This is a genomic window from Petralouisia muris, assembly GCF_004793545.1.
GTDB classification, from domain to species: domain Bacteria; phylum Bacillota; class Clostridia; order Lachnospirales; family Lachnospiraceae; genus Petralouisia; species Petralouisia muris.
Window position 1 is genome coordinate 21,047 of the sequence record NZ_SRYA01000022.1, and the last position, 17,524, is coordinate 38,570.

A 17,524-nucleotide genomic window follows, 5' to 3' on the forward strand; every position below is an offset into this window, starting at 1 on the left:
TCAACTCCCCCTTTCTGACAAGGAAAGCACCAGTCCTGTTGCCACCGCATTGCGGGGGCCTTCCGTTCCCCGGATATTGCCGCGGCCTGCCACAACCTTATATTGGGACAGCGCATCCGTAACCATCTGCGGCACTTCAAAATCCAAAGCAGAGCCGCCTACCAGTACAACAAACTGAATATCCCGAACATTTCCTGTAGGGCTGACCCTTGCCAGTGCACGCAGAGCATTCGTTACAAATACCTTTTGCTTGGCCTGGCGCCGAATCAGACGAATTTTTTCCATAGACCAATCACCCTCCAGCGGTACCATCTCGCCTTCTTTGAGAATAATGGTCTTGGCAAAAATATTAGGGTCCAGCGGTTCCGTAAAGAATTCTACCGTTCCGTTCTCATGCCTGATATGGAAAAAACTCTCTACCTTTGCCAGAGGATATTTCTTCACATCTTCTGCAGTATCAAAGCTGTCCAGACCCATTTCCGACTGGATCAAAAGCGTCACCATATTGCCTGCGCCTGCCAGATGGATGGAGTGAATTTCCCCTTCCTGATTGATGATAGATGCATCAGTGGAACCAGCTCCCATATCCAGAATAGCCAGAGGCTTATTGGTGCCCGGCGTTGTCAACGCTCCCCGGATAGCCATATCAGCCTCTACGCCTCCGACATGAACTGGAATGCCAATCTGTTCTGAAAACTCTCTGGCAATTGCTTCCATCTGAAGACGGTCCGCCTTCACCATAGCGGCAATGCCCACTGCGTTTTCCTGGGAAAACTCGTTTGCCAGACCTCCCTGAACTTTCTGAGGCGTAAACGTATCTACTGCCAGCAAATCCTGAATGTGGATATCCTTTGGATGCTGCTTTGTCAGATTCGCCATAACCTGGCGGACTTTCTCTAACATGCCGCCTGCGTTGGTTCCCGGTTCTCCCCGAACATCTTCCAGAAAAGGAAGGGATTCCACCGCCTTCATAATTTTTTCTCCGCCTGCATCCACATCTACTTTTACCGTCCGGTTCTGCCCGTAGAATTCAATGAGACCTGCAGGAATTTTCCGCTCTTTAACATCACCTGCAGGAGTCTTAATTACCACAGCGGAACGGTTGCCAATTAATGCGCGCGCAATAGGTACCACCTGCTGCGTCTCTTCGGAAGACAATCCAAAAAGCGTTGCAATCCCGTATGGATTGGAGAGTACTTCCACTACGCCGCCCACACCTGCAACTTCCACTGCAGAACGCATGCCCAAAGGAACCTTATCCACCAGGGCCACCTCATCTACAATAGGAATCTTATGATGCAGACGATTGTGAATTAGTACGCCGTCATCCCTTTGTACAATCGCTGCGGTTACCTGCCGCGTCCCCATAGAACTTTCATTGATCAGCCTTGCGGCGTCTTCAAAGTCCACGCTGGCAGGCACCACTGCAATGTAGTCTTTTCCCCCTGCTGCTTTGGCAAGCTGGGTGACAAGGATCGTTTCTCCTACGCCCACACCCATGCCGCCAGGCGTAGATGGATTATGTCCAATCATCGTAGATTCTGTAATAATGGTCTCCGTAATGGTTTCCATAGCTACATCGCCGATCACCGGAGCCGCCTCATTCAAACACACTTCTGAGAGCTCTGCGATCTCAACGCCCACCTTCTCCATCGCGCTGGTCAGGGAATGAACGACGCCATTGATGTTCTGCCGGGTTCCCTTGATACCTGTTGTGGGTACTGTGCCGCTGGCCAGAAATTCTACTGAATTCCCATCAATCTTTGCCAGAGCTGTTTCTGTTGTCGCATTTCCAATATCAATGCCTGCAACAATTTTCATAGTGGAACCTCCCAACTTTGCAGAATCTTAGAATTTCTTCAGCCTTCCTCGCTGCTCATAAACATCAGCAGCTTCACGGACAAGGGCAGCCGCTGTTTTAGCGCCATATTTCTGATCTAATTCATTGGCAATATCAATCAATTCCTGTTTGCTGGAACGATACGGACGCAATGCATTATAAATCTCCAGCAAACGATCATCCGGTACAGCAATCAGTTCAGCCGCACGGCGCAGATTACCTGCAAATGCTTCACGGTTTACAGATTCTGCCACCTGAGCCTGCATCTCCAGAGTATCAGGAGAAATACGCATATCATCTGCAGTAATGTCACCGGAAATCACTTTCTCATAACTTAAGGAAGTGAAAGGCTTGCCTGTAGGGGTTTTAATTTTATCGGCCATATTCTCAGCCAGCGGGTAATTCGCAGAGGTAACCTTGCCGCCTACAGAGGCAGCAGGAGCTGATGGGGAACTACCGTTATTCATGGCCTGCATAACCTGTTCTACAATCTGTTTCATTAAAAGTTCCTGATCCATGATTATGCCTCCTTTCACTGGAATGATACTGCGACAGCCTGAGGTCGCTTATCGTTGTCAACATGTTCTGTTTCTTTAATATGCAGCAATGCTGCAATCGCCTGATAAGTAGGACGCGCCATCTGGTCATTGCGGACTGGTACCGGCGTTGGAGCCTCACCTTTCGCATACTTGGCAGCATTCTTGCCAATCTGGCGGAATGTATCCATCTCAATCAGCGGAGCCTGTGAAAACAACTCCAGATTACTAAGAGGCGGAAGATCCTTCTGGTGGATTACCGTAGTGCCCTTAGACTGAATTCCAATACCAATGCCTGAGCCTGAATATTCAGCAGCATCATGAGCGATAAATGAAACATCTGAAGTGCGGTATACACGTACCACACGCCATTTTAATCCTTCTTCTTCAATACCTGCAATAATCTCACGCAATACTTTATCGTGGGGCTGATGAATAATTGTTTCGGTTTGATAAATGCCAAAAGCCGGCGCCAAACCAATTACAACTTCATCAGGTGCAACTCCCTTAGGTGCATCTCCCTGCTCGGTCAAGGTCATCTTGCCGGCTGCAGGCAGGGTTGCAGGTGCAGGTGCAGCTGCTGCAGGCGCGGATGCCGCAGGAGCTGGCTGACTTGTCATTTCTTTTATTACTTCTGCAATAACGCTGCGCAGTGTTTTTTCATCAAAAGTCATATCTAGCACACCTCCTTCTTAAATGTCTTCCGGCCGAATAGCATTCGGGATATCGCTGAGCTGTTTCCATCTCTCTTCACTGATCTGGTAGCCAGTCATCGGTCCATGGTAATCATTCGGCGCATTAACAGCAGACAATACGTGGAAATTGTCTCCAAAAATAGAAGCTGTGTGGAGATAGTCGCCTGCCACCTTCTGACGAAGCATATTGTAAATATTCTGTGCCACATCCGGGAATCCAGCTTTGTCAAGAGCTTTTACAAAGTCTACGCCTGTTACATTGCGCGCCATCATATCTTCAATTGCCTTTAAGTCTTCGTTTACATTACGATCCGGCATATCATTCGATCCATTTGCATATGTAGCTGCTTCCACTTCTGCATCTGTAATTGGAGGCAGACCCAGCTCACGGAACAGACCCTGAAGCGCACGCGCTGCCTTGTTGCGGGCTTTCAGAACATCTTCTTCACGAACTGGCTGCAGACCGCCGTCAATCTTCATATCACGCTGGATAATATTCCAGTCATCATAATCTTCTGCATCCCAGTTGGATCCTGCGAACATATTATCATAGTTTGGAGTAGCAGAATAACCGGAGCATATGTAGTCAGTTCCGGAGAAGAACTGAGGCACGCTGCGGGCTACACGGCGCAGATCAGAATGTGTAAAGGTCTGGTCGTTGGAAGTTGTGGATTCCAGATCAAGAAGCATAGCAATCAGATTCTCAGCAGCGATTGCACGAATACCGCCAGGTACGCCAGCTGGAACTCCTACACAGGATACAGAACCGTTCTGTGTTCCCTGTACGCCTGCGCCCTTGGTAATTGCAAGACAGCGAGCTTCCAGATACAGCATAGATTTGCCTTCTGCATAACCCATCTGAACCTCAGAACCTGTACCGGAGGTGAAACGCATCTTCAAGCCCCGGCTTGCATAGCAGCTTGCCAAAAATGCTTTTGAATAAGGAGTGTCATCGCCGTCCATAAATACCGGCTCTGTACCATATACGGAAATTGTCTCAGCATAAGTGGTAAAACCACGCATACCAAGCATCAGCTCTGTAGCTTCTTCCAATGCACACTGTGTCATAACTCCGGGGCGTCCCACCTGAGCGCCTACCATAATAGCAATTGCATTAAAAGGTGCGTAACGGGCAATACCAACGGTTGTCTCCATCTCCGCAAAACCACGTACGCCTGCTTCTGCAGCGTCAGCTGCAATCTGAACTGGATTATCCTTTACGTTAGTAACATGACACTGATTTGCAGGCATCAGGCGGGCGCGCATCTTTGACATACCCATCATGATTTCTACAATTGTCATCTTTCCTACAACCTCTGTTAACTTCGCCGGGGTAATGGAAAGGGTAATATCCAAAATTTCTTTACGTGAAACATTGATATCTACAATCTTGCGTGCGATTTCCAAAGAATCCAGCGCCATAGCCTTCTCTGCATTCTCCAGACGGATCGCATGATCTGCAATAAAAGTATCCAGCATATCAAAATCAGCACGGCACTTGCCGTCTAATTCTGTCACACGGCCATTTTCAATCTTGATGCTTGGGGTGGGATCGAAAGGGCTGTTCATGGCGATCAGACCAACTTCCGGCCACTCTTTGACGTAACCGTCCTGATTTACCGGGCGGTTCGCCAACACTTCAAAACGTTTTGATTTCATAGCTTACAGCTCCTTCCTGAATTAAAGAATGTAAGGGGTAGTCGTTGATTTCAGTTCCTCGTCCGGCGCCAAAGTCTTCAATAACTGAAGTCCTACGTCACGCGCTGCGATAATCGCCTGTTTTACTGCACCGGAATCTCCGGAGAAGAAATAATTCACCTCGTTAGAGAAGCTGGTTCCGCCGTTGCCGGGCGTTGCAAGAGTCACGCCGTCGATGGTTGCAGCCTTAGAAGCCGCATCAGCCAGAACTACGCCGATACCTGCCGGAGCGCCTACTGTGATACCGAATGCCTTGCCAAGAGGCGCACCCCAAACTTTATTTAATACATAAGAAGCGCGGGCACTGTACTGGAACTCCAGATGTCCTGCACTGTTGCCGTAAACGTCGCCCATAGTACGCGGAATCTCACGCAGGCAAACTTCTACTGCACGGCGGGCGTCAGATACGTCCTCAGCCCCAAAAATAATTAAAGAACCATGGCCTGCTCCTCCTTCTGTATCACGGGGGCACTCTACCAGAAGGCATTCACTGTTGGTTGCTTTTACTGCTTCGTCAGCTGCAAAAATCTGCGGACCTGCACCAACACGGTCACTGATAATGCCGATTGCGCGGTACTTCGGATCTATTTTAAGAGCTTCGTGAACCTGATGGTCAAGATTTGCAATAACCAGGCCAATGGTATGGCCCATAGTTGTGCCTACATACTCTGTCAGGTTGCATGTGGGCGAAGCAGCTGCAGCCGGTTCTTTGCAGCATTCTTCTGCAGGAGAAGCAATGGCTCCAAGCCTCTTCATAACTTCTTCCATGATGTTGTTGTTCAATTCATCCATGTGTTTTCCCTCCAAAATAATATTTTTGCTATTTCAGCGTTTCCACATAAACAGTGGGGTTACTCATAATGAATCCCGTAATTATTCCATATGGGGAAGGATCTTCTCCACATCTGTATGCGGTCTCGGGATTACGTGGCAGGAAACAACCGTTCCAACTTTTTCAGCGGCAATGGATCCAGCGTCTACAGACGCTTTAACTGCGCCTACGTCACCACGTACCATAACGGTAACTAAGCCGGAACCGATCTTTTCATAACCGACCAGGGCAACATTTGCGGACTTAACCATAGCGTCAGCAGCTTCAATAGCGCCTACCAGACCCTTTGTCTCTACCATACCAAGGGCTTCTCTTTGCATTTTGATTCCTCCTTGTAATATACTGCGGTGCATTCGTCAATTTAATTACAATGCACACACAATTGGTTAATTTGTTGCTATTTTTTATTATACTAAAAACAGACTTGTACTTTCTTGTCGTTGTCAGAGACTTTTTTGTCTAATATTTTGTTAAGTTTGCACAATTATTTTTTCTGTACAAAACAATGATTTTTTGCAATCAGCACATTTTTTACAAACGCCTTCCTGCTGCATAAAAACCGGCGGCCCTGCCCGTTAGACAGAGCCGCCGGCTCAATATTTTATTCTGTTAACCCATGATCTGTTTCAGAAGAGCCGCAGCCTCTTCTTCATTCGCTCTTCGGGGATTGGTAGCATATGTAGCGTCTGCGAGGGCTGCTGACACAAGTTCCCCCTGCATTTCTCTGACACTTGCCAAATCTGCTCCCCACTCCTTAAGGGTGGATGGAATCTTCAGTGTATGGTTCAAACGTTCTATTTCGCGAATCAGATTAGACACCCCGAGCCGGACATTGGCAGCCGGAAAATCCATAATTTTTGCGATCCGCTGATACTTTCTTGCCGCCACAGTATATTCTCCTCCCACTACATGGGATAAATCCGCATTAAAAGCCATAACTTTCGGCAGCAGCATCGCATTAATGCGCCCGTGGGCAATATGCAGTTTCCCGCCAATGGCATGAGCCAGGCTGTGATTAATTCCTAATCCGGCTGAGTTAAACGCAAGCCCAGCCATGCAGGAGGCATTCTGCATCTTGGTCCGCGCAAGTAAATCCCCTCCGTCCTTATAGGCCAGGGGTAAAAATCGAAAGACCAAAGAAATGGCTTTTTCACACATGGCGTCCGAAAAATCATTGGCATTGGTTGAAACATAAGCCTCAAGAGCATGAGTCAGCACATCCATGCCGGCGTCAGCGGTAACAGATGAAGGAGCGCTGGCTGTAAGATAAGGATCCAGAATAGCAACCGGCGGACGCAGCGCCTGGCTGTCCAGAGGATATTTGACTCCCCGGGCGCTGTCAGTAATCACGGCATAATCTGTAACCTCAGAACCGGTGCCGCTGGTGGTAGGAACAGCAAAACATTCCATCTTGTCTGTTTCAACCTGAAGCACCTTCTTGGCAATGGCACGGATTGCCTTCGCCGCATCAATCGTAGAGCCGCCTCCAACGGCAATTACAGTCTCTGCCTGACACTCTTCAAAAGCCTTCACTCCCGCAGCCACCACCTCAATAGGCGGATCAGGCACTACGCCGTCAAATACGCTGACCTGACATCTTGTCAAATAGGAAATCACTCTCTCTATCGTCCCTAACTGTACCATAAAGCGATCTGTAACGATAAGAACTCTCCGATCTTCCACCCGGCGCAGACGTTCCAAGGCGCCTTCCCCAAAAAATATCCTGGTACTGAAACTAAATTCCTGCATCGCAACCTCCATTCTGCCGCCAACACCCACAGGCACGGATGCACCTTCTCCATATTGTCTGAATTCCATTTTCAGACAGCCTTCCCGCCGCAATGAATTTCCCGGTACTCTGTGGGCGTCATTCCCACTTTCCGTTTAAAAGCCTTGCTGAAATAATTGGCTTCGCTGTAAGAAAGCTCATAGGCAATGCTGATCACAGGCATATCCGTGTCCACCAGCATTTCCCGAGCTACCTCAATTTTACAATCTGTCACATAGGTAATAAAATTGACCCCGGTGATTTTCTTAAAAATCCTGCTGAAATAATAAGAACTCATATTCGCATATTCCGCGGCCTGGTCCAGGCTGATGCCATCCTTGATATTACGGTCAATATAGTTGAGCATCCTCTGCTGGCTGCCAACCTGATAACTGGAATCCTCAGCAAAAACATCAAAAATAACGTTAAGCATCTTTTTCAGTACAAGATATGCGTCATATTTCTGCGCCTGCTGGTCAAACCGCAGTTTAAATTTCTCCATAATTCCCGCCAATTTCATCTGAACAGCAGTTCCCAGGGGATCGCCCAACTGCATAAGCCCCTCGGCAAACCGAAGTACCTGGAACCGAATTACACTTTTATTATGGATATCTTTATGGAGAGAATCAAGGTAATCTTTTGCAACATCTGTGCACTTTTTATAACAAAAGACACGCATCTGCTCAGCCAAAAGCTTCAGGTACCGCTCCCGCCGCTGCTGTTCCCTGTCATCCGACACAAGGGAGGCGTCCCGCTTCAGCGCACGGACCGCTGCTAAAAGCCATGCCGGACGGCAGGGCTTAAGCAGATAATCCTGAAGGCCCAACCGCCAGACATGGGGAGCAATATCAGCGCGGACTCCTACAGAAGTCACCAGAATCGGCGTATCCGGCGATACCTGTCTGGCCTGGGCCAGCATATCGCAGCGCCGCAGATCAAATCTTGGCACATCCGCAATCAGAAGATCCACATCCCCTTCTCTTAACAACCTGATGGCCGACTCTTCTTCCGATGCAAGGACAATCTCTGCCGATTCCAGTCCTTCTGACAGAATATTTCTGGTAATCTCCCGTTCCAGCCGGTTTTCATTCAGCACTAAAATCTGACCCATAGGCTGCTTACCTCCTTATCCTTCTTTTTTCTGCGGCAGGTGAAAGCTGACCATATACCCTGCCCGCCCATCCTTTCTGGGGCTGACAGAGAGACCGCACCTCTTTCCAAAAATCCGTTTCAGGCTCCGATCCGAATCATGAAGGGAAAAACCCTCCTCCTGAGAGGAAGCGCCCATCTGGGCATCCATTTCCTCTAATGTAATTCCTTCATTATTGCTGACTACCTGAAGAATCACATCCCCCTGCTCTTCCTCAGCAAATATCTCTATCTCACGTATCTCCTCTTTTCCGCATCCCTGAACAGACAATCCCACTAACGGTTCCAGCACCATATAAGGACAGTTTACGCCCCAGTACTCTTTCGGCACTGAAATACTATAATGAAGCCCGTCTCCCTCCCACGCCTTCTGAATACGCAAAAGAGCGCCAACATAGCTCAATTCCTCTCCCAATGTGGAAATCTCATGATCGGATTCCGTAACATAGCGCATAATATCTGCAAAATCATAGGCTGCCGCCTCTGTTTTCACTGCTTTTTCCTGAAAAGCAAGCTGAGAGATAACATTCATTACAAAGAAAAAATAACGAAGCCTTCCCTGCTGCTTAATATTAGTAAGTTCCCGTTTCTGAAAGGAAAACTCCATATCCGAATGGGATTTCCATTCCTCTACTGGCTCCATGCCTGCCACTTCCAAATCCCGATCTGCCTGTCTGCCTGTCTGCATCATAAACAAGATTAAATCATGCAGCAACGTAACTGCCGACTTAATCTTTTCATAAGAAACTCTCTGCGTCTCGTTATATGCTTCATCCAGAGCCTTGTCCTTGCGCCAGTTGGTTTTTACAGGCAGAATATCCTCTAATTCTTCTTTCGCATCCCGACTTAAACGGATCTGGCCTCCCATCAGCGAGCCCATATAGACGCCGTCATAAATCAGAGGCAGCGCAAAATCCACAAGCCCTGCATGACAGCGGTAAATATAAGGCTGACCGGTAATTGCAGCCTGCAGGCCGCCGTGGGCGTCACACTGCTTGCACATTTCAAAAAAATCCTGATGCTTGCGTCCCATCTGGCAATAGGGAGTAAATCCGCTGTAATGTGTGATTGGACATCCCCGGTAATCCACCGTCACAAAAGCCAGCCCCATAGCCCTGGAACAATCATCCTGCAGCATCTGAAGAAAACCAATGTCAATATAATCGGATATTTTATTCGATACTTTTTTTGATTCTTTCACCATTATTCCCATCTCCCAATAAAATCCCCACCCTCAATGCCCATAGACTTCTGCAAAACAATTTGCCGCAGTCTGCATGAAACATTTCTAATGTTTTTATTATAACAAAAAAATCCCATCCACACAATTCTTTTTTGGCCCTGGCACAACTTTTTATCTCTCCCAACATCAGCAACCAGAATCATAAAATTTTCTCATGGGCAAACAAGATGCGCAAGTGAAATATATGCAGCATTTTTAATGCCTGGAGCCTTTTTCTCTTAAGAAACGAAATGGGATGCCGTCAATCCTGAGAAAGCTCTTTTCGCAAAATATTACAGACAAATTATTACAGGTTGACATCACAGTGGAATTATTTTACCATAAACAAAATAAGTATTCAGAAATATCTTACCAGTCAACCGAATCCGCTTTTCTTAAAAGGAGCAATAAAAATGAAAAAGAAATTTACTTCTATCCTGATCATCGCCGCAATGTTAATTCTGTGCGCCTGCGGCAATTCCGCCAATGAGCCTAATGATACCAGCCCGGTTACCATGACTGACCCCAGCGGGGCAGAAATCACTTTGCCAAAACAGATAAATTCCATTGTCGTACTGGCGCCTTCCCTGTCTGAGATCGTAGTATCCCTTGACATGGGGGATAAAATCACAGGCTATGACAGCTACAGCGCCGGAATCGCAGGGCTGCCTGAAAATGTTCCGACTTTCGAAATTACCAATCCGGATATGGAACAACTGGCAGCCCTTGCCCCTGACATTTTGTTAGTAACCAACGAATCCCTTTACGATCAGGAATCCCCATTTCAGTCTCTGATTGACGCAGGAACCTGCGTAATCTGCGTCCCTAACAGAGACAATATTGAAGGAATTAAAAGCGATATCCAATTCCTGGCTTCAGCCCTTGACGCATCCGAAAAAGGCAGCTCACTGCTGGAAGATTTTGACGAACAGCTAAAGGAACTGGCTGAAATTGCAGCCGGCATTCCAAAAGAAGAACGCAAACGGATTTATTTTGAAGTTGCTCCCGCACCAAATATGTACAGCTTTGGCAGCGGGGTTTTCCTCAATGAAATGATAGAATGGATTGGCGCAGAGAATATTCTGGCTGACCAGTCCGGCTGGTTCACTGTAGAAGGTGAAACGATTGCAGCCGCCAACCCCGATGTTATCTTCACAAACGCAGATTATCTGGAAGATCCGGTACAGGAAATACTCGACCGGGACGGCTGGGCTGATATTTCCGCCGTTGCCGATCAGAATGTTTACTGTATTGACAATAATTCTTCTTCCCAGCCCAACCACAACATCGTAAAAGCCATGCGCCAGATGGCCGAAATTCTCTATCCGGATTATTACGCAGCAAAATGAAATACCAGACAAAAATGATTGTACTGCTGTTGGCAGCACTGGCAGCATTGCTTTTGGGCATTGGAATCGGCAGCGTATATGTGGCTCCCGGAGATATTCTGGCTATCCTCTTCAATCACTTCTTTGATGTACCTCTGCCAGACTCCCTGCCTGCCAGCTATCCTGCTATGGTATTAAACATGCGCCTTCCCCGGGTTATCCTGGCATTTCTCACCGGGGCGGCACTGGCAATGAGCGGTACTGTAACCCAATCCATTCTGCAAAATCCCCTCGCCTCTCCCTTCGGCCTCGGTATCTCTTCCGGAGCCGGACTGGGAGCGGCAATTGTGATTACATTGGGCCTGACCGCAGCCGGAACAGGAGCATTCCTGCTGCCAGGCGTCAGCTTGGTATTTGCCCTGGCCACTGTATTTTTGGTGGTTTTGATCTCTTCCCGTTTAGACAGCGGCGTGTCAAATATAACCATTATCCTGGTGGGCACGGTGTTTTCCCTGTTTTGCAATGCTGTCATGAATCTTTTGGCTGCCAGCTCTCCTTCCTACGGCGAGCGCATACAGCTCTGGCTGCTGGGCAGTTTTTCCATGAAAGAATGGAACGCTGTAGGGGTATTAGCCCTTGCTGCAGTCCTGGGACTTGTTTTCTTTCTGTTCTATGCCCGGGAACTGGATGTGACGACTTTCGGCGAAGAATCGGCCAGGGCCATGGGGGTGGATTTACTAAAACTCAAGCGCATCCTTCTGGCTGCCATAGCCGCCCTAACCGGAGCGGCAGTAGCCTTCGTGGGCATTATCGGTTTTGTGGATCTTATCGCGCCGCACATTGTGCGCCGGTGGTTTGGAGCAGTCCACAGAAAAGTTCTTCCTGCCAGCGCTTTGTTCGGCGGCACCTTTCTGGTACTGTGCGATCTGGCCGCACGGACACTGATTCCTGCCCGGGAAATACCAATCGGCGCCATTACTGCGCTGCTGGGCGCGCCTTTTTTCCTATACATCTTTTTTGCAGGACGCAGAAATGGAGACTGATATGTTAAAAATTGAGCACTTAAGCTGCGGCTACGGCGGGCCGCCCATCGTGAAAGACATCTCTTTCCAGGTAAAAGAAGGAGAAAAGCTGTGCATCCTTGGCCCCAACGGCTGCGGCAAAACCACGCTGCTGCGGGCCCTGGCAGGTCTTTTGCCAAGCAGCGGCACTATGGAACTGCTGAACAATAATCTTCGCACAATGCCAGTCAGACAACGGGCAAAAAAAATGGCCCTGATGAGCCAGTTTTCTCCGGCAACCTTCGATTATACCGTCTATGAAACTGTCATGCTGGGACGTTACGCCCACCAGACAAAGGGCCTGTTATCAGGAGAAAGCAGCAAAGATCGACATGCTGTAGAAGAAAGCCTGCGTCTCACAGGAACCTGGGATCTGCGGGAACATTTGGTTACCAGACTTTCCGGCGGCCAGCTTCAGCGCGTATTTCTTGCCCGCACCTTCGCCCAGGAACCGCAAATCATCCTGTTGGACGAACCCACCAATCATCTGGATCTCCGTTACCAGGTGGAACTGATTGAAAGCTTAAAAACCTGGTCTTGTGCCGGAGGACGCTGCGTTGTGGGAGTATTCCACGATATGAATCTTGCCTTATCATTCGCAGACACCCTGCTTCTTTTGAATCACGGGCAGATAGAACATTGCAGCAAACTGGATGATTTTGACCTCTCTTTACTGGACAAACTTTACAGCATGGATGTTCGGGGCCATATGGTAGCATCCCTTCAGCGTTGGGTCTGAGCATCTACAGATATCTGTTTTAGCTCTGAAAAAAAGGCTGTCGGAAAATAAAATTCCGACAGCCTTTTCAATTTTCCTTAAAATCCTTCTCTTTTCCCATATCCACTGTAAATCCTGCCTGTTCTAACAATTCCTTCGCCTTCCTTGCATTCTGATATCCGAAAATCTCCATTCGGCCGCCTCTTGTATGGACAGTATCTTCAAACGTCTCCGCCATCTGCATTTCATCCATAAAAATCAGATCTCTTGGCTCATCCAAAATGCCGCAAACTATCCCATTTCTTTCCAGTCCTGTTTCATCCTGAATCTTAAGGTTCAATTGCTGATATTCTTTTTTCCACTTTTCTGTCTGACTTTTTCCAGGAAGGCTGCCGGTTTGGTCTGTAAATCTCTGAAAACTGTCTGTTCCCAAAAACAGAACAGGGGTATTTCCCAGAGAAAAGGTTTCTGATACTTCCTTCCACTTTCCTGAAAATTCCTGCAAATCCACTCCAAAAACCTCTGTTTCCATGGCATATTCTCCTAGCTTTATTGTGACTGTCACTGTTTCCACAGGCACAAAACTGCAGATACCAGAAATTTTCTGCAGCTCTTTGGCAGTTTCCTGCGTCAAATCGGAAGCTGACTGAATGGAAAATTCATAGGTTTTCTGTTCCTTCTGATAGGATTGCAGCTTTCCATACAGGAAAAAAATAATCCATCCAATGATAATGGAAAATACAATATTCTTATAAATATTCCGCTCTCTCATTTCCCTGTTCCTCACTTACCATTTCCCATTCTGATACCCGCAAGCCAAAATAACCGATATCAAACATGCTGATTCCTGTCTGCCTTTTTCTTATAATAGTTTATTCTCAGATACAGCCATAAAATTATAAGAATCATTACAATAAAGATCAAAATTATAATAGTTATCCACCACTGATTTGTTTTCGGAGCCTCTTTTTCCACTTTTAATTCCATAATTTGGGGCTTTTTGATGGAAGTATGCACTTCCTGGCTTTGCTCTGTGATTTCTCCCTGTTCATCTTCATAGGAAAAAATTACAGTTCCCAATGTCTCTCCATATTTTTTACTGTCCTCTTCAATGATATTACCCTGATTGTCCATATTCAGCGTCCCTGCAAAAACTTTGATCTCTCCATCCGCCGAAGTTCCTGCTTCCACAGTTCCGAGAAACAGTTCTTTCTCCGGAAACAGCCCCTTTCCTTCCAGACGTACCCTGACATTGTAAAGCACTGCAAGACCTGTATTCTGGATCTGAAAGGTTAGAAAATCTGTATCAGATTCATAGATGCTTTCAGGAAAAGACACATTAACAAGCTCTGCCTGGGGAACCTGGCTCACTGACAAATTTATTGTTTCTGTGGATGTATAAGCATTTCCCTTTTTATCCTCGTATTCAAATTGAAATTGAAGAGGCGCCGGTTCTGCCGCTGCTTTTTTTCCAACCGTAAGATTCTGGGACAGCTCCACGGTGGTGCCTGCTGACATCCGTGCAAAATACCAGGAATTTTTTTCCAGGATAATATCTTTGTTTTCTGACATAAGGGTAATTTTTATATTTTCCAATGACTGGCTGCTGCTGCAGTTTTTTACAGAAACAGACCAGGGCATACTGCTTCCCGCAGACAAATCCGTTCCCTGCAGGCTGTTTGCAGCAATTATTACCCGGGGCTGATGACTGATTTCTTCTCCAGACACAGAACCCTGTCCCATGGAAACTGTTTCTTCCATCGGTTCCGTCTCTCCCACCATTTCCTCTGTATCGGAATCAACAAAGGCCGGGAGATCTGCTTTTTCCTCAGGACGGTCTTTTCCGTCTGTAATTTCCACATAAATTGTAAAATTCTGCCGGATCATAGTTCCTTCCGTCTGTGCCTGAACAGATAAATGAAGAGGATACTGGCCGTTAACCCTGTCTTCCTTTAACTTAATCTGACACTGATACAGATAGACGCCGTCCTCTGATTTTTTTACTTTTTTCTGATAATTCTTATAATAAAAAGGGCTGTTTTCTTCTCTCTCAAAAGAGATACCCACAATTATCCTGTCTGAATCCGTTTTCTGCCTTGTTACAAAGGGCACCACAAGAAACATGGTATTTTTCTTAATGGAAGGCTCATAGCCTTTGGAAAAGGAATGCTTCATTCCTTCGTATTTCCGGTTGGTTTCAATAGAAATCATATTTTCATAATTCTTGCTGTCCCAAGAAGGATTGACATTTTCCGCTTTAACGGTTTCAGAAAAAAAGAGGACAGCATGAAAAACAAAGCAAAACAGAAAAAATAATCTTTTCATATTTTTTGTATCCTCCCTCCATCCATTTCATAGACTTTATCGCACAAAATCCGAATATCCTCACTGTTGTGGCTGGCCAGAAGAATGGTTTTTCCCTGTTCCTTCAATTCCAGCAGAAGCCTTCGTATATCCTTTACCCCATGTTTATCCAGTCCGTTAAAGGGTTCATCCAGAATTAAAAAGTCCGGATTTTCCATAATTGCCTGGGCAATGCCAAGACGCTGCCGCATCCCTAAGGAATACTTGGAAACAGATTTTTTCAGATCTGGATCTAATCCTGCTTTTTCTATTGCAGACCGGATTTCGGTTCTGGTAATCCTGCGTCTTAATCCTGCCAGAATTTCCAGGTTACGCATTCCGCTTAAATTTGTCAGAAATCCGGGAGTCTCAATAATAACGCCGATACTTTCTGGAAAATCAATTTCTTTTCCAATTATTTTTCCATTTATCTGTATGGTTCCTTGTGTAACTGGAAGAAATCCGCAGATGCATTTCATGAAAACTGTTTTGCCGGAACCGTTGTTGCCGGATATTCCATAGACTTTTCCTTCTTCCATTGCAACGTTTATATCATCCAGAACAATATCGTCCCCGAATTTTTTTGTTACATGATTTATCTCAATATAAGGCTCCATAAGATTCCTTTCTAATTAATTTCTTTCAAACGATAATATAACAGCAGCCCATGGCATAACAGAACTGCCAGAGAAAACACCAGAAAAAATATCCAGATTCCACCTCCATCGGTTCCCCAATTCTGCTCACACACGATCCATTCTTTGGGATACATGGCATACATCTTCGGCAAATAACGATCTTTTAAAATAATCAGCAGATAATAACTTACAAAGGGCAATCCATAGGCCATATAATAATTTTGAAAAAAAGCGGCGAAGATTCCTGCAAGCTCTGCCGCAATTCCTCCAGTAAGGCTGATGCGAAGCAAAAGCAGAAGGTTTTCCCTCACTGCTTCCCAGGAAACGCTGCCCTGCAATTCCAGAGGATACAGAAACAGAAAACAAATCAGAAGACCAAAGATTCCGCTCAGAAATAAGGGCAGAAAGCCTCCGGCATACGTCTGCAACATTTTTCTTTTTATATAATCCATACGGCTGATTCTTGAAATGTATAATTTTAAAAATCCGCAGGAAGATTCTCTCACATAAACTGCCCCTGCCGGAAGGGATGCGGCGATGGGAATCAGAAATAGCACTGTCTGGGAATTCAATGAAGTCTGATAAAATTTCAGGAAGCTTCCCTGACTTAACGGAACACAAATCTCATAAACAGGAAATCCTAAGGCCATACCTGAAAAACACAAAAGCGCAGCAGCCCAAAAGCCTCTCTCCCGTAATAATTCTTTCATTCCTTCCCCTTTCATTTCCAAACATTTTCCTTTGAAGCTGCAAAATTTTCCCACATATCAGACATTCTGCTGTATCTATTCCCCTGTAAAGGAACTGAAATTATATTGTTTCAGGGTATGAAAAGAAAGCCCTGACAATAATGCCAGAATCACCAGGAAAAAAACACAGGACTGCTGAATGGAAGGAAGCACGTCATACCCAAAATCATGCATTCCATAAGTTGCATGGTTCAAAGGGCTGATCCATCCAATCATTCTCCGCACCAAAAACATTTCATATTCTTCCTTACGGAGAATTTTTGCCAGAATCTCCGGATCCAGTAAAAACCCAAACAAACTGTAGAAAAGCCCTGCGCCAATTGCAGCTTTCTTCCCAATCTTCATCTGAACATACAGCATCAAAAAACTTAACGTAAGAGCATAACACACAAGCAGTATCATAATCTGCAAGCTGCAGGAAAAGGGAGTAGTGCTTTCCATCACCTTTACCGTAGAAGGAATCGACAAATCCTTTCCCATCTTGGAATAGGCCAAAAGAGCTGCCGTTTTGCTCCATACATTTCCCGGATAGGTCTTTTGCATACAGAGCAGGCTGGTGACCAGAATCACGTAAAGCATATACAAAACCGTCACCAGAAAAATATAGAAAAGCTGTGCCAGAAGCCATCTGCTCTTTTTCATCCGAAGCAGCATGTAAGGAGTAAATGGACTTAATTTCGGCAAATCCAAAAACAGCAGAATTAACAGCAGGGAACAAAGAAGAATTGCTGTGGCGTCTCCAAAGGTCCAGATAAAAGGCTCCAACGCCTGCATGGAAGATTCATAATAATCTGCCACCATCATTGCCCGGCCACTTAAGAAAAAGCAGAGGATAAAGGAGAACAGGAAGGTGATAATCACCCTGGAATTTCTGAAAAATCCCAGGAAATTACACCTGACTGCCGCTGTCACCTGTTTTACAGTTTCCATGTTCTGTTCCCCCTTCC

17 protein-coding genes are annotated in these 17,524 nt (G+C 46.3%); 3 read left to right on the forward strand and 14 right to left on the reverse strand.

Annotated features, from left to right (window positions below; all coding sequences use genetic code 11):
• The 9 genes from E5329_RS12220 to E5329_RS12260 all read right to left on the reverse strand — a co-directional run bounded on the left by E5329_RS12220 (nt 1) and on the right by E5329_RS12260 (nt 9,722).
• Nucleotides 1–1,821, reverse strand: coding sequence for a diol dehydratase reactivase subunit alpha (locus E5329_RS12220; RefSeq protein ID WP_135989813.1), 1,821 nt, complete (start codon nt 1,819–1,821; stop codon nt 1–3).
• Nucleotides 1,822–1,848: 27 nt separating this feature from the next.
• Entirely contained in the window at nt 1,849–2,358 is a 510-nt protein-coding gene (locus E5329_RS12225) for a diol dehydratase small subunit (RefSeq protein ID WP_135989814.1), read from the reverse strand.
• 14 nt (nt 2,359–2,372) lie between these two features.
• The gene (locus E5329_RS12230; protein ID WP_135989815.1) at nt 2,373–3,050 is read right to left on the reverse strand and encodes a propanediol/glycerol family dehydratase medium subunit; all 678 of its coding nucleotides are present in this window, start codon (nt 3,048–3,050) and stop codon (nt 2,373–2,375) included.
• Nucleotides 3,051–3,068: 18 nt separating this feature from the next.
• Nucleotides 3,069–4,730, reverse strand: coding sequence for a propanediol/glycerol family dehydratase large subunit (locus tag E5329_RS12235; protein WP_135989816.1), 1,662 nt, complete (start codon nt 4,728–4,730; stop codon nt 3,069–3,071).
• 21 nt (nt 4,731–4,751) lie between these two features.
• Nucleotides 4,752–5,561: a propanediol utilization microcompartment protein PduB gene (gene pduB, locus E5329_RS12240; RefSeq protein ID WP_135989817.1), complete on the reverse strand. Its 810-nt coding sequence runs from the start codon at nt 5,559–5,561 to the stop codon at nt 4,752–4,754.
• A gap of 81 nt (nt 5,562–5,642) precedes the next feature.
• Complete coding sequence (pduA, locus tag E5329_RS12245) at nt 5,643–5,921, reverse strand: propanediol utilization microcompartment protein PduA (RefSeq protein WP_135989818.1); 279 nt, start codon at nt 5,919–5,921, stop codon at nt 5,643–5,645.
• A 289-nt stretch (nt 5,922–6,210) separates the two neighbouring features.
• Nucleotides 6,211–7,419 carry a 1-propanol dehydrogenase PduQ gene (locus E5329_RS12250; protein ID WP_330572141.1) on the reverse strand — a complete coding sequence of 403 codons (1,209 nt, stop codon included), beginning with the start codon at nt 7,417–7,419 and terminating at the stop codon, nt 6,211–6,213.
• Between the two features lie 2 nt (nt 7,420–7,421).
• A complete protein-coding gene (locus E5329_RS12255) occupies nt 7,422–8,480 on the reverse strand; it encodes a response regulator transcription factor (RefSeq protein ID WP_135989819.1) in 1,059 nt (352 codons plus the stop codon).
• Nucleotides 8,481–8,495: 15 nt separating this feature from the next.
• The gene (locus E5329_RS12260) at nt 8,496–9,722 is read right to left on the reverse strand and encodes a PocR ligand-binding domain-containing protein (protein WP_135989820.1); all 1,227 of its coding nucleotides are present in this window, start codon (nt 9,720–9,722) and stop codon (nt 8,496–8,498) included.
• Between the two features lie 431 nt (nt 9,723–10,153).
• Between E5329_RS12260 and E5329_RS12265 the strand changes: the two genes are divergently transcribed.
• Genes E5329_RS12265 through E5329_RS12275 form a run of 3 tightly spaced genes read left to right on the forward strand, consistent with a single transcriptional unit; the run spans nt 10,154 to nt 12,868 of the window.
• Nucleotides 10,154–11,089, forward strand: coding sequence for an ABC transporter substrate-binding protein (locus E5329_RS12265; RefSeq protein ID WP_135989821.1), 936 nt, complete (start codon nt 10,154–10,156; stop codon nt 11,087–11,089).
• Nucleotides 11,086–12,111 (forward strand): FecCD family ABC transporter permease, encoded by a 1,026-nt coding sequence (locus E5329_RS12270; protein WP_135989822.1) that lies wholly within the window; start codon nt 11,086–11,088, stop codon nt 12,109–12,111. Before E5329_RS12265 ends, E5329_RS12270 begins: the two co-directional genes overlap by 4 nt.
• 1 nt (nt 12,112) lies before the next feature.
• Complete coding sequence (locus tag E5329_RS12275; protein WP_135989823.1) at nt 12,113–12,868, forward strand: ABC transporter ATP-binding protein; 756 nt, start codon at nt 12,113–12,115, stop codon at nt 12,866–12,868.
• Between the two features lie 67 nt (nt 12,869–12,935).
• Here E5329_RS12275 and E5329_RS12280 read toward each other — a convergent pair whose 3' ends face one another.
• The 5 genes from E5329_RS12280 to E5329_RS12300 form a co-directional block, all read right to left on the reverse strand.
• Nucleotides 12,936–13,619, reverse strand: a complete 684-nt coding sequence (locus E5329_RS12280; protein ID WP_135989824.1) for a hypothetical protein — start codon at nt 13,617–13,619, stop codon at nt 12,936–12,938.
• Between the two features lie 59 nt (nt 13,620–13,678).
• Nucleotides 13,679–15,172 carry a COG1361 S-layer family protein gene (locus E5329_RS12285; RefSeq protein WP_135989825.1) on the reverse strand — a complete coding sequence of 498 codons (1,494 nt, stop codon included), beginning with the start codon at nt 15,170–15,172 and terminating at the stop codon, nt 13,679–13,681.
• A complete protein-coding gene (locus E5329_RS12290; RefSeq protein ID WP_135989826.1) occupies nt 15,169–15,807 on the reverse strand; it encodes an ATP-binding cassette domain-containing protein in 639 nt (212 codons plus the stop codon). Before E5329_RS12290 ends, E5329_RS12285 begins: the two co-directional genes overlap by 4 nt.
• An 11-nt stretch (nt 15,808–15,818) precedes the next feature.
• Nucleotides 15,819–16,538, reverse strand: coding sequence for a hypothetical protein (locus E5329_RS12295; protein WP_135989827.1), 720 nt, complete (start codon nt 16,536–16,538; stop codon nt 15,819–15,821).
• A 75-nt stretch (nt 16,539–16,613) separates the two neighbouring features.
• The gene (locus tag E5329_RS12300; RefSeq protein ID WP_135989828.1) at nt 16,614–17,507 is read right to left on the reverse strand and encodes a hypothetical protein; all 894 of its coding nucleotides are present in this window, start codon (nt 17,505–17,507) and stop codon (nt 16,614–16,616) included.
• Nucleotides 17,508–17,524: the final 17 nt, after the last annotated feature.